This is a genomic window from Streptomyces sp. Tu 3180 (genome assembly GCF_009852415.1).
In the GTDB taxonomy this organism is placed as follows: Bacteria; Actinomycetota; Actinomycetes; order Streptomycetales; family Streptomycetaceae; genus Streptomyces.
On record NZ_WOXS01000002.1, the window covers coordinates 1890425 to 1902737 of the forward strand.

The window sequence follows — 12313 nt, forward strand, 5'->3', positions numbered from 1 at the left end:
TCTCCCCTTACCGATCAGTAACGTCGCTTGTGCGCAGACCCTATACCTCCGGTGGCGGGGAGGGGGCGCCCGCTCGTCCGCCGGTGGGCGGGGGTGCGCGTCCGGCTCCGCCGCACCGCGGAAATCCCTCGTCCACAGGACCCCCTGTTCCGGGCTCCGGCCAGTAATCTCGGCGTCCATGGAGCAGAGGCATCTCGGCCGTACCGGCCTGCGCGTGTCCCGGATCGGGCTCGGGACCCTGACCTGGGGGCGGGACACCGACGAGCACGACGCCGCGGACCTCCTGAAGACCTTCTGGGAGGCGGGCGGGACCCTCGTCGACACCGCGGACGTGTACGGCGACGGGGAGGCCGAGTACCTGCTCGGGAGGCTGATGGACGGGCTGGTGCCGCGCCGGGACCTGGTGATCTCGACGAAGGCCGGGAGCGTGCCGGACCCGGACCGCCGGTTCGACGGCTCGCGCGGGCACCTGCTCTCCGCGCTGGACGCCTCGCTGGCACGGCTCGGCACCGACTACGTCGACTTGTGGCATGTCCACGCCTATGACACCGGCACCCCGCTGGAGGAGACCCTCCAGGCCCTCGACATCGCGGTCGGCAGCGGGCGGGTCCGCTATGCCGGCGTGTCCAACTTCTGCGGGTGGCAGCTGGCCAAGGCGGCGACCTGGCAGTTGGCCTCGCCGGGGGCGCGGGCGCGGCTGGCGAGCACGCAGATGGAGTACTCGCTGCTGCAGCGGGGGGTGGAGCGGGAGGTGCTGCCCGCCGCGATGGACCTGGGGATCGGGCTGCTGCCGTCCTCGCCGCTCGGACGGGGGGTGCTGACCGGCAAGTACCGGGGCGACGCCACCCCCTCGGACTCGCGCGGCGCCTCGGAGCACCTGGCGCCGTTCGTCGCGCCGTATCTCGACGACACGGCGAGCAGGATCGTGGACGCGGTGACGACGGCGGCGGACGGGCTCGCCGTGACCGCGCTGCAGGTGGCGCTCGCGTGGGTCCGGGACCGGCCCGGTGTGGCCGCCCCCGTCGTCGGCGCGCGCAACGCGCAGCAGCTCACGGCGGCATTGTCAGTGGAGGCGCTTAGTCTTCCTGACGAGATCTGCCGGGCGCTCGACGACGTGTCGGCGCCCGTGCACCGCTATCCCGATCACGACTGGAGCACGCTGTGAGCACGGAGCCGCCCGAGAACACGGAGGACGCCGAGCCGGGGACGCCGGGCGCGGACGGTGCCGCCGCCGAGGGTGCGCAGGTGTCCGAGGCGGAGGCCGAACTGCACGCCCAGCGGATCGAGCGGGAGCGCATCGAACGGCGGAAGGCGGAGAAGCGGGGGCCGATCGAGGCCGGGGGCAAGCTGAGCGGCAGGGCGGCCGACCTCCTCGCCGCCGTGCGGGCCGTGGAGAGCGGGGAGAAGCCGGCCGGCGCGGTGTTCGAGGAGGCGCCCGCCGCCGCGCGCCGGCCCGCTCCCGAGCCGGTGCGGCGGGCGCCGGCGGTGTCCGGCGAGGCGGTTCCCGCCGCCGGCGCCGTCGAGGGCGTGCGGGAGGTGCTGGCTCAGGGGGGCGCGCCCGAGGGGCTCGCCGTCCAGGCCGCCGGTGTGCTGGGCGAGGGGGGCGCACAGGTGCTGCGCGCCGATCCCTGGCAGCTGCTGCGGGTCGCCGGTGTGCGGCCCGAGCAGGCCGACGGGTTCGCGCGGGCGCTGCTGGGCGCCGGGGCCGGGCCGGACGACGAGCGGCGGGGGCGGGCGGTCACCGTGTGGCTGCTGGAGCAGGCCGCGCTGGCCGGGCACACCGCGCTGGAGATGTCCGCGCTGGTGGGCGCGCTGGGGCGGCAGGGGGTGCCGGATCCCGAGGAGGCCGTGCAGAACGCCGTCTCGGAAGGGGACGTCCTCGTCTTCCAGGACGCGGTGACGGAGGCCGGGGCCCCGGCTCCGGCTCCGGCTCCGCAGGAGGAGGACGAGGAACGGCCGGTCCGGGTGCTGGTGGGGCTGGAGCGGTACGCGCTGGCCGAGGAGAGCCTCGCCGACGGTCTGGCCCGGCTGATCAACTCCGTGCCCAAGCAGGACGGCTCGGGCGAGGAGTGGGAGCGGGCCGCCGCCTCGGCGCAGGGGTCCGCCGGCGAGCTGATCCGGGCGGTCGCGGGACACGGGCTCGTGCTGCACACCGGCGGGGAGGCCGCGCTGGCCGAGCCGGCGGCACTGCTGGACGCCGCGCACGGCATGGGGCTGCGCGCCTGGGCCGCCACCCACGGTCCGGTCGGGCGGGCGCGGTTCGCGGCGCTGGTGGAGGGTCCGGGCGTCGCCACCGTCGCCGGACTGCTGTCCGGTGCCGAGGGGCCGGGGCGGGACGCCGACGGGGCGCTCGACGTGGACCTGCTCGTGGTGCTGGACGCCCCGCAGCTGGACGTCGAGGCGGCCGCCCTGGTCGCGGAGTCGCTGCCGGACGGTGCCCGGCTGGTGCTGGCCGGCGATCCGGGGGTGCTGTGGTCCGTGGGGGCGGGGCGGGTCTTCGCGGATCTGCTGGCGGCGCGGGTCTGCCCGCAGATCGCCTCCCGGCGGCCGGATCCCGGGCCGCTGGGCGAGCTGGTCTCCGGGATCGGCGTCGGCGAACTGCACCAGGTGGACGCGCCCGGCAAGGAGGTCGTGATCGTGCCGGTGCGGGACGCGGGAGAGGCCGTGCACCGGACCGTGCAGCTCGTGGCGGACTCGGTGCCGCGCGCGATCGGCGTGCCGGCCGAGGAGACCCAGGTGATCACGCCGGGGCACGGCGGCGCGGTGGGCACGCGCGCGCTGAACGCGGCGCTGAAGGAACGGCTCAATCCGGGACCGGGGCGGTTCGGCGGATTCGACCCCGGTGACCGCATCGCCTACTCCCCCGCCCCCGGGCGGACGCTGCCGGGCCGTGTGGTGAAGGCCGACGGCCAGGGGCTGCACCTGGCGTGCGGGGGTGAGGAGATCGTCGTGCCGAGGGAGCGGGTGGAGCAGTCCGTCCGGCACGGGTGGGCGCTGACCGCGCACCAGGCGGTGGGCTGCCGGTGGCCCGCGGTCGTCGCGGTGCTGCCCGGTGACGCCGTTCCCGCGCTGAGCCGGCCCTGGGTGTACACGGCGTTCAGCCGGGCCGACCGGCATCTGTCCGTGGTGCACGGTGTCGAGCAGGCCCTGCCGCGTGCCGTGGCCGAGGTGGCCGCGAAGCCGCGGACGACCCGGCTGCCGGTGCTGCTGGCACCGCAGGTCCCGGCGGCGGACGGCTGAGTCCGGGGCCGCGCGGGGCGGCGGTGGCACCCGGGTGCCACCGCCTCCGGGGGAGCGCCGGTCAGCGGTCCGGGTCGAGCGGTTCCAGGTCCTCGTCCTCGTCCAGGACAGGATCCAGTTCGTCCTCGTCCTCGTCGGTGTCGTCGAGGTCGTCGTCGAAGACCGCGCTGACGTCGAAGCGGCAGACCACCCGCTGCGGGTCCACCTGCTCGAACGGCGCCTCCAGCCACTCACCGGGGTCGGCGGCCTCGTCCGATGCCGTCACCCAGAGCGTGGAATCGCCCTCCTCCAGGCCGAACTCCTTGTGCCGGGAGGCGATCTCGTCCGGCTCGAACTCGCCGAACAGCAGGCCGAGCGCGCCGTGGACGGTGCCGGAGGCCGACGCTTCCTCCTCGCCGTCCGCCGCCTCGATCCGCTGGGCGTGGGCGAGCAGCCGCTGGGGTTCGGCCACGGCGTAGTCGCGGCGGATCAGGACGCTGAGCGCGCTCGGTTCCTCGGGGCCGGTGTAGGGCGGCAGCGTCTCCTCCGCGCCGGGGATCTCGAAGGGAGTGACCTCGTCGTAGCGGTCGTAGAGCAGTTCGTCGTACGCCTCCGCGGCCGCGGCCAGCTGGTTGAACGCCTCGTAGACGGCCGGGTCGTCCTCCCCCGACCTGCGTTCGACCGCGGCCAGGTGGCGGTCGAGCGCGGTCTTGACCGCCTCGGCGGCGGCGCGTACCTCGGCAGCGGTGGACTGCGCAGCATCAGACATAGTGCAGACGCTATCCGTACCGGGGGCCGGGCCGCACAATAGATGCGATGCCGGAATACGAATTTGTCGACGTGTACGTACCGCGCGGGGTCTCCCGCAAGGAGACGGCACGTCTTCTGACGGACCATGCCGAGTACGGTCACTGGGAGCTGTACCGCCTGACGCTGATGCGTGACGGCAGCCGCAGGGTGCGGCTGCGACGGCGGATCATCCGCCAGGTGCGTGCCACCTGGTGAGCCGGGCGACCCGACGAGAATCACGGAACGGAGCGGGCCCCGCGATCGCGGGGCCCGCTCCGTGTGTCCGGGATCACGCAGCGGCCCGCGCCTTGCGGTAGAGGACCGCGCCGGCGAGCAGCGCGCCCGCGCCGACCGGCAGGACGAGGCCCATGGGCACCTCGCTGCCGGTCTGTGCCAGCTGTGCGTCGGACCGGGGCTGGGTGGCGGAGTGGGCGACGGGCCGGTTGCCGGCCGACGGGTCCTGCGGGGTCCGGTCGCCCGGGGTGGCCGGTGTGCCCGGATCGGCCGGGGTGGCCGGCTCGTCGGGGGTGTCCGGGTCGCCGGGGCGACCGGGCTGTCCCGGGGTCTCGGGGCCGGAGCCGCCGTTCGCGCACTCGTTGTCCGCGGCGGCGTTGCCGGCGCCGAGGACGTCGATGCTGTTGCCGCAGACGTTCACCGGGACGTGGATCGGTGCCTGGACGTGGTTGCCGGAGGCCACGCCGGGCGAGTCGGCGGCGTGTCCGCCGGCGTGCGCCCCACCGTGGTCGCCGGAGTCGCCGTGTCCGTCCGCGGAGGAGCCGCCCTGGTTGACGCAGGCGTTGCCCACGGACGGGTTGAGGACGCCGACGACGTTGACCGTGTTGCCGCACACGTTGACCGGCACGTGCACCGGCGCCTGCACCGTGTTCCCGGAGAGCACGCCGGGCGAGCCGTGGGCGGCGCCCGACGCGGTGGAGTCGGCGTGGGCGACCCCGCCCGCGGCGGCGAGCACGCCGGTGGCGGCCGCCATGGTCATCAGGCCCTTGCGGGTGACCTGTCGCATTGCTGAAATCCCTGCCTTCGACCTTGTGCCGGGAATTCCGTTCCGCCGGATTCCCGGTGTTCCGACGTTCTTCGAAGACCGGCCGGCCCCGGAACGCATGGCGCGCGCTCCGGGGCCGACGGGCTCAAGCCCTCAGGGGGCATGCCCCGGGGGCGAGGCACAACGTCACTTGTTGATGCAGGTGTTGCCGAAGGTGGGGTTCAGCAGCCCGATCACGGAGACCGTGTTGCCGCAGGCGTTCACGGGGATGTGAACGGGAACCTGAACGACATTGCCGGACACGACGCCCGGGGAGTTCACGGCGGCACCCTGGGCACCCGAGTCGGCCACGGCCAGGCCCGCGCCCGCGAGAACCAGCCCACCGGTGGCAGCCGCGACAGCGACGACCTTCTTGATCATTATTCCTCCTTGTTGGCAATGCGATCCAAAGGCGCGGATCACATCACGGGTAACGAGGGAGGAGTAATGAGGCTACGAGCTTATGGTCGCATTCACCCTTCCGGTCAACTCCGCACGTCTGAACGATTGTTGGACCGCTCCGGGCAGTCGTCTCAGGACGCGTCCAGGAAACGGTCGAGCACGCGCACGCCGAACTTCAGGCCGTCCACCGGCACCCGCTCGTCGACCCCGTGGAACATGCCGGCGAAGTCCAGCTCCGGGGGCAGCTTCAGCGGCGCGAAGCCGAAGCAGCGGATGCCCAGGTCGTCGAAGGACTTGGCGTCGGTGCCACCGGAGAGCATGTACGGCACGGCCCGCGCGATCGGGTCCTCGGCGCTGAGCGCGCTCTGCATGGCGTCGACGAGCCGGCCGTCGAAGTCGGTCTCCAGCGCCTTGTCGGAGTGCACGTCCTCCCGCCGCACGCGCGGGCCGAGGATCCGGTCGAGGTCGGCGAGGAACTCCTCCTCGTAGCCGGGCAGGAAGCGGCCGTCGACGTGCGCGGTGGCCTGGCCGGGGATGACGTTGACCTTGTAACCGGCGCCGAGCATGGTGGGCGCCGCCGAGTTGCGCAGCGTGGTGCCGATCATGCGGGCGATGCCGCCGAGCTTGGCGAGGGTCTCGTCCATGTTCTCCGGGTCGAGCTCGGTGCCGAGCGCGTCGGAGAGCTCGTCCAGGAAGGCCCGTACGGTCTTGGTGACCCTGACCGGCCACGTGTGCCGGCCGAGGCGGGCCACGGCCTCGCACAGCTCGGTGATCGCGTTGTCGTCGTTGGTCATCGAGCCGTGACCGGCCGTGCCGTCGACGGTGAGCCGCATCCAGTGCATGCCCTTCTCGGCGGTCTCGACGAGGTAGAGGCGCAGCTTCTCGTTGACGGTGAAGGAGAAGCCGCCGACCTCGCCGATCGCCTCGGTGACGCCCTCGAACAGCTCGGGGTGCTCACGGACGAGGTACTTGGCGCCGTAGGTGCCGCCGGCCTCCTCGTCGGCGAGGAAGGCGAGGACGACGTCGCGCGGGGGCCTGCGCCCGCTGCGCAGCCGGTCGCGGACGACCGCAAGGGTCATGGCGTCCATGTCCTTCATGTCGACCGCGCCGCGCCCCCACACGCATCCGTCGGCGACCTCCCCGGAGAAGGGGTGGTGGGTCCAGTCGTCGGCGTTGGCCGGTACGACGTCGGTGTGGCCGTGGATCAGCAGCGCGGGCCGGGAGGGGTCCTCCCCCTCGATCCGGGCCACCGTGGAGGCGCGGCCCCGGTGCGACTCGATGATCCGCGGTTCGAGACCCACCTCGGCGAGCTTCTCGGCGACGTACTCGGCCGCCTTGCGCTCGCCGGGGCCCGAGTGGTCGCCGTAGTTGCTGGTGTCGATCCGGATCAGCTCGCGGCAGAGGTCCACGACCTCGTCCTCACCGGTGACGTTCCTGGCCGTGTCCGTCTCGCTCACGTGCTTCCTCCCGCTGTCACTGATCGTGTCCCTGCTGGTGGTTCCGTCCTCATCCTCCCTCCCCGTCGCACGGGCCCCAAGACCCGGTGCCCGCCGTCACGCGGCGTTCACGCGGGAGCGGCGGGGCGCGGGTGATCGAGTCACCCCGGAACACCTGGTAATGTTTACTTCGTCGCCGCGGGGGAAACCCGCGCGAAAGACACCTTGTCCGGGTGGCGGAATGGCAGACGCGCTAGCTTGAGGTGCTAGTGCCCTTTATCGGGCGTGGGGGTTCAAGTCCCCCCTCGGACACACGAAGCGCGAGGGCCGCGACCACGAGGTCGCGGCCCTCGGGCGTTGTCGCGGAAGGTGACCATGACCACGCGTTCCTGCCCCTGCGGGCTGCCCGAGGCGTACGAGGACTGCTGCGGCCGGTTCCACTCCGGGGCCGCCGCCCCGACGGCCGAGCGGCTGATGCGCTCGCGCTACTGCGCGTTCGTGCGGCAGGACGCCGGTTACCTGCTGCGGACCTGGCACCCCCGGACCCGGCCGGAGCGGATCGACCTCGACCCGCGGACGCGGTGGACCGGGCTGGAGATCCTGGACACGGACGGCGGGTCCGCCTTCCACTCCACGGGGACGGTGACCTTCCGGGCGTCCTACCGGGGCGGCTCGCTGCACGAGCGCAGCAGGTTCGAGCGGGTCGGCGGTGCGTGGGTGTACGTCGACGGGGACTTCCCGGACTAGGGGGTGTCGTTTGGATCTTGCCGGGGCCGCGGGGCCCGGCACGCGCATCTGCGGCGTTGTCGTCGGTTGCCGGGGCTCCGCCCTGGCGCCCTCCTCCGCCTTGCGTCCGCACGCACCAGCCCCCGCTCGGGTCGGTCCGCAAGGCACCGTTGCCCGGAGCCGGCCCGATCCGAACGACACCCCCTAGGCGTGCCGTGCGGACAGGTCGGTGACGCGGCCGGCTGACGGGCGGCCGCCGATGCCCCGCGACCTGGTCCGAACGACGGACCCCGGCGCCGGGCCTGCGCCGCTCAGGGCGCCAGGATGTCCAGTTCCTGGAGGGCGCCCACGGTGATCCGGCGGGTCAGCTCCTCCGCGCGGGCGGCGTCGCGTTCGCGGACCGCCTCCGCGACCTGGACGTGCAGGGTGACGGCGGCCGGGTCGGGGTCGTCGAACATGACGTCGTGGTGGGTGCGGCCGGCCAGGACCTCGGCGACGACGTCGCCGAGGCGGGCGAACATCTCGTTGCCGGAGGCGGTCAGGATCACGCGGTGGAAGGCCATGTCGTGGAAGAGGTACCCCTCCAGCTGGTGACCGCGCGAGTGGGCCACCATGCCCAGGGCGCACTCGGTGAGTTCGGCGCACTGCTCGGCGGTCGCGTTGCGGGCGGCCAGGCCCGCCGCGACGGGTTCGACCGCCGAGCGCAGCACCGTGAGGGAACGCAGCTGCCGGGGGCGGTCCGCGCCGGCCAGGCGCCAGCGGATGACCTGGGGGTCGTAGACGTTCCACTCGCAGGCCGGCAGGACCGTCACGCCGACGCGGCGCCGGGACTCGACCAGGTGCATGGACTCCAGGACGCGGACCACCTCGCGCATCACGGAGCGCGACACGTCGAAACGCTGAGCGAGTTCGTCGGTGCGCAGGACGCTGCCGGGCGGGTACTCACCCGCGGTGATCTCGGGGCCGAGGGTGTCCAGTACGCGGCCGTGCAGCCCCCGGCCCATGGTGCTCATGCACTCAGAGTACGGGGCGGATCACACGAATAAAAAGTCAGACTTATTTGTCACAGAGTCTTGAATTCGTCGTACCTAATGGGTTTCAGTTGCGTCGACATCACGTGTCGACGAAGACAGCGGACAGTGAGGCAGCGATGAACACCCCCCATGTCGTCGTGGTCATGGGCGTCGCGGGCACCGGGAAGACCACCATCGGTCCCCTGCTCGCGGCCCGGTTCGGCGTCCCGTACGCCGAGGGCGACGACTTCCACCCCCAGGCCAACATCGCCAAGATGTCGGCCGGCACCCCGCTCACCGACGAGGACCGGTGGCCCTGGCTGGACGCCATCGGCGACTGGGCGCACGGGCGGGCGGGGCTCGGCGGGGTGGTCAGCTGCTCGGCGCTGAAGCGGTCGTACCGCGACCGGCTGCGGGCCGCCGCACCCGGCGTGGTCTTCGTGCACCTCACCGGTGACCGCGCGCTCGTCGAGGACCGGATGTCGCACCGGCAGGGGCACTTCATGCCCACGGCACTGCTCGACTCCCAGTTCGCCACGCTCCAGCCGCTGGAGCGGGACGAGGCCGGGGTCGCCGTGGACGTGACGGGCGGCCCGGAGGAGATCGTCGAGCGGGCGGCCGCCGCCCTCGCGGCGCTCCGCGAGCCGACTCCGTAGGTCCCGGCCGGATCCGCACCTCCCGGGGCGCCCCCACCTCCCCGGTCTCCCTCCCCGTCCCCGTACTCACAAGGGAACCACCGTGACCAGACTCAGCGTTGAGATGCTGGCAGCGGACGTACCCGAGCCGATCACCTCGGCCGGCCACGCTCAGCTGGGCATCGCCGTCCTGGCGGGCATCGCCGTCATCGTCCTGCTCATCACCAAGTTCAAGCTGCATGCCTTCCTGTCGCTGACCATCGGGTCGCTGGCGCTCGGCGCGTTCGCCGGGGCGCCGCTGGACAAGGTGATCGCCAGCTTCAGCGCCGGACTCGGCTCCACCGTCGCCGGTGTGGGCGTCCTGATCGCCCTCGGCGCCATCCTCGGCAAGATGCTCGCCGACTCCGGTGGCGCCGACCAGGTCGTCGACACCATCCTCGCCAAGGCCGGCGGCCGCTCGATGCCGTGGGCGATGGTGCTGATCGCCTCGGTGATCGGCCTGCCGCTGTTCTTCGAGGTCGGCGTGGTGCTGCTGATCCCGGTGGTGCTGATGGTCGCCAAGCGCGGCAACTACTCGCTGATGCGCATCGGCATACCGGCGCTGGCCGGTCTGTCCGTGATGCACGGTCTGGTCCCGCCGCACCCGGGTCCGCTGGTCGCGATCGACGCGGTCGGCGCGAACCTCGGCGTGACGCTGGCGCTGGGCGTGCTCGTCGCCATCCCGACGGTGGTCGTCGCCGGTCCGCTGTTCTCGAAGTACGCCGCCCGCTGGGTGGACGTCCCGGCGCCGGAGCGGATGATCCCGCAGCGGCCCTCCGAGGACCTGGAGAAGCGTCCCGGCTTCGGCGCGACGCTGGCCACCATCCTGCTGCCGGTCGTGCTGATGCTGGCCAAGGCGCTGGTCGACATCGTCGTCGACGACCCCGAGAACACCGTGCAGCGGGTCTTCGACGTGGTGGGCTCCCCGCTGATCGCGCTGCTCGCGGCCGTCCTGGTCGGCATCTTCACGCTGGGCGTGCCCGCCGGGTTCAGCCGGGAGCGGATCTCGCAGCTGGTCGACAAGGGGCTGGCGCCGATCGCCGGCATCCTGCTGATCGTCGGCGCGGGCGGCGGCTTCAAGCAGACGCTGATCGACACGGGGGTGGGCCAGATGATCCTGGACATCTCCGAGGACTGGTCGATCCCGGCGCTGCTGCTGGCCTGGCTGATCGCGGTGGCGATCCGGCTGGCGACCGGTTCGGCGACCGTGGCGACCGTGTCGGCGGCCGGCCTGGTGGCGCCGCTCGCCGCCGACATGTCGACCACGCACGCGGCCCTGCTGGTGCTGGCCATCGGCGCCGGCTCGCTCTTCTTCAGCCATGTCAACGACGCCGGGTTCTGGCTGGTGAAGGAGTACTTCGGGATGAACGTCGGCCAGACGATCAAGACCTGGTCGATCATGGAGACCATCATCTCGGTGGTCGCGGGCGCCCTGGTGCTGCTGCTCTCGCTGATCATCTAGCCGGCGTACGGCGGTCATGGCCCACCCGTTCCTCGTCGAGGGGCGGGTGGGCCTCGTCGTGCCCGGAGGCGGTCAGGGGCGCCAGAGCGGGTGCTCGCGTTCCGCCCAGTCCCGGCCGACCCGGCCGGTGCGCATGCCGCGGCGGGCCTCCGGGTCCGCCAGGGCCATGCCGATGTGGCCGGCGAGGACGATGCCGGCGGTCAGGGCCAGCCAGTCGTGGACGAAGGTCGCGCCGGTGCGCCACGCCAGCGGGGTGAGAGAGGTGAACCACATCATCAGGCCGGTGCCCAGCATGACGAGCCCGGCGCCCGCGATCCAGGCCGCGTAGATCTTCTGGCCGGCGTTGAACTTGCCGGCCGGCCGGGACGCGGAGCGCCTGTCGCGGCGCAGCGCGGCCCGCAGCCAGGTGCGGTCGTGCGGGCCGAAGCGGTTCAGGCGGCCCAGGTCGGCGCGGACGGCGCGGGAGGCGAGGCCGGCCAGGAGCGGGAGGGGCAGGGCGAGTCCGGACCACTCGTGGACGGTGACCACGAGGGCGCGACGGCCGACGAGCTGGGCGAGCTGGGGGACGTAGAGGCAGGCGGCCGTGAGCACGCACACGCCCGTCAGCACGGCCGTGGTGCGGTGCACCCACCGCTCGGCGCGGCCGAAGCGCCGGACGGTGGGGCCCGCCGTCGCGGGCGGTGCGTCAGCCCGTGGGTTCATCGTCGCGTCCGTTCGAGCGGCCGACCCAGGCGTCGACGTCGTAGCCGCGCTCCTCCCAGTAGCCGGGCTCCACGTCCTCGGTGACGGTGATGCCGGAGAGCCACTTGGCCGACTTGTAGAAGTACATCGGCGCCACGTAGAGGCGGACCGGGCCGCCGTGGGCGTGGCCGAGGTCCTCGTCCCTCATGCGCAGGGCGACCAGGACGTCGGCGCGGCATGCCTGGCCGAGGGTGAGGCTCTCCGTGTAGGTGCCGTCGAAGCAGGTGAAGCGCACCGCCCCGGCCCCGGGGCGCACTCCCGCGGCGTCCAGGAGCCGGGACAGGCGCACCCCCTCGAACGGCGTCTTCGGCACCCGCCAGCCGGTGACGCACTGGACGTCGCGGACCAGGCGGGTCTGCGGCAGGGCCCTCAGCTCGTCCAGGGTGTAGACGGCCGGGCGGTCGACGAGGCCGTCGACGGTGAGTCGGTACGTCCCGGCGTTCCTGCGCGGTACGGAGGAGGCGACCGAGTAGTAGCGGAAGCCGCCGCCGTTGGGGAGCAGTCCGGTCAGGCCGGTGGGGTCCTTGTCGGAGGCGGCGGCGAGGAAGGACTCCAGGCCGCGCTGGAGCGTGGGCGCGGTGACCACGCCGAGGGCACCGAGGCCGAGGGTGCCGAGGAGGACGCGGCGTCCGACGGGCCTGCCCCGCCCTTCGGGGTCCTCCCGCTCCTCCGGCCCCTCGCGGCTCTCGCGCTCCTCCGGTTCTTCGCGGCGCTCCGGCTCCTGCGGCTGTTCGGGGTTCACCCCTTCATTCGAGCACCCGCGAGCCCGTGGGACCAGGGGTCGCGGGTGCCGTCGGACTTCGTGACCACGT

The 12313-nt window shown here is 73.1% G+C and carries 13 protein-coding genes and 1 tRNA gene; 7 read left to right on the forward strand and 7 right to left on the reverse strand.

Annotation, left to right across the window (positions count from 1 at the left end; genetic code table 11):
• The first annotated feature begins 178 nt into the window (after positions 1-178).
• Both GL259_RS09385 and GL259_RS09390 read left to right on the forward strand, forming a co-directional pair.
• Positions 179-1165, forward strand: coding sequence for an aldo/keto reductase (locus GL259_RS09385; protein ID WP_159531023.1), 987 nt, complete (start codon positions 179-181; stop codon positions 1163-1165).
• Positions 1162-3240, forward strand: coding sequence for a helix-hairpin-helix domain-containing protein (locus GL259_RS09390; RefSeq protein WP_159531025.1), 2079 nt, complete (start codon positions 1162-1164; stop codon positions 3238-3240). The genes GL259_RS09385 and GL259_RS09390 overlap by 4 nt, the downstream gene beginning before the upstream one ends.
• A 61-nt stretch (positions 3241-3301) precedes the next feature.
• Here GL259_RS09390 and GL259_RS09395 read toward each other — a convergent pair whose 3' ends face one another.
• Positions 3302-3988: a hypothetical protein gene (locus GL259_RS09395; protein ID WP_159531027.1), complete on the reverse strand. Its 687-nt coding sequence runs from the start codon at positions 3986-3988 to the stop codon at positions 3302-3304.
• Between the two features lie 47 nt (positions 3989-4035).
• On the opposite strand from GL259_RS09395, the gene GL259_RS09400 reads away from it, so the two are divergent.
• The gene (locus GL259_RS09400) at positions 4036-4224 is read left to right on the forward strand and encodes a DUF5703 family protein (RefSeq protein WP_004933366.1); all 189 of its coding nucleotides are present in this window, start codon (positions 4036-4038) and stop codon (positions 4222-4224) included.
• 73 nt (positions 4225-4297) lie between these two features.
• On the opposite strand, the gene GL259_RS09405 is transcribed toward GL259_RS09400, so the two are convergent.
• From GL259_RS09405 to GL259_RS09415, 3 genes are all read right to left on the reverse strand, one after another.
• Entirely contained in the window at positions 4298-5029 is a 732-nt protein-coding gene (locus GL259_RS09405; protein WP_159531029.1) for a chaplin, read from the reverse strand.
• A gap of 165 nt (positions 5030-5194) precedes the next feature.
• The gene (chpH, locus tag GL259_RS09410) at positions 5195-5428 is read right to left on the reverse strand and encodes a chaplin ChpH (protein ID WP_159531031.1); all 234 of its coding nucleotides are present in this window, start codon (positions 5426-5428) and stop codon (positions 5195-5197) included.
• 152 nt (positions 5429-5580) lie between these two features.
• The gene (locus GL259_RS09415; protein WP_159531033.1) at positions 5581-6906 is read right to left on the reverse strand and encodes a M20/M25/M40 family metallo-hydrolase; all 1326 of its coding nucleotides are present in this window, start codon (positions 6904-6906) and stop codon (positions 5581-5583) included.
• Between the two features lie 206 nt (positions 6907-7112).
• On the opposite strand from GL259_RS09415, the gene GL259_RS09420 reads away from it, so the two are divergent.
• Positions 7113-7197, forward strand: a tRNA-Leu gene (locus GL259_RS09420).
• 63 nt (positions 7198-7260) lie between these two features.
• Positions 7261-7632 (forward strand): YchJ family metal-binding protein, encoded by a 372-nt coding sequence (locus GL259_RS09425; protein ID WP_159531035.1) that lies wholly within the window; start codon positions 7261-7263, stop codon positions 7630-7632.
• A gap of 290 nt (positions 7633-7922) precedes the next feature.
• Here GL259_RS09425 and GL259_RS09430 read toward each other — a convergent pair whose 3' ends face one another.
• Positions 7923-8624 (reverse strand): FadR/GntR family transcriptional regulator, encoded by a 702-nt coding sequence (locus GL259_RS09430; RefSeq protein ID WP_159531037.1) that lies wholly within the window; start codon positions 8622-8624, stop codon positions 7923-7925.
• Positions 8625-8761: 137 nt separating this feature from the next.
• Between GL259_RS09430 and GL259_RS09435 the strand changes: the two genes are divergently transcribed.
• Together GL259_RS09435 and GL259_RS09440 are read left to right on the forward strand one after the other, a co-directional pair.
• A complete protein-coding gene (locus GL259_RS09435) occupies positions 8762-9280 on the forward strand; it encodes a gluconokinase (protein WP_159531039.1) in 519 nt (172 codons plus the stop codon).
• Positions 9281-9362: 82 nt separating this feature from the next.
• The gene (locus tag GL259_RS09440; RefSeq protein ID WP_159531041.1) at positions 9363-10760 is read left to right on the forward strand and encodes a gluconate:H+ symporter; all 1398 of its coding nucleotides are present in this window, start codon (positions 9363-9365) and stop codon (positions 10758-10760) included.
• A gap of 72 nt (positions 10761-10832) precedes the next feature.
• On the opposite strand, the gene GL259_RS09445 is transcribed toward GL259_RS09440, so the two are convergent.
• Both GL259_RS09445 and GL259_RS09450 read right to left on the reverse strand, forming a co-directional pair.
• Positions 10833-11462 (reverse strand): cytochrome b/b6 domain-containing protein, encoded by a 630-nt coding sequence (locus GL259_RS09445; protein ID WP_159531043.1) that lies wholly within the window; start codon positions 11460-11462, stop codon positions 10833-10835.
• On the reverse strand, positions 11446-12243 hold the full coding sequence (locus GL259_RS09450; protein ID WP_159531045.1) for a molybdopterin-dependent oxidoreductase: 798 nt from the start codon (positions 12241-12243) through the stop codon (positions 11446-11448). The genes GL259_RS09445 and GL259_RS09450 overlap by 17 nt, the downstream gene beginning before the upstream one ends.
• Positions 12244-12313: the final 70 nt, after the last annotated feature.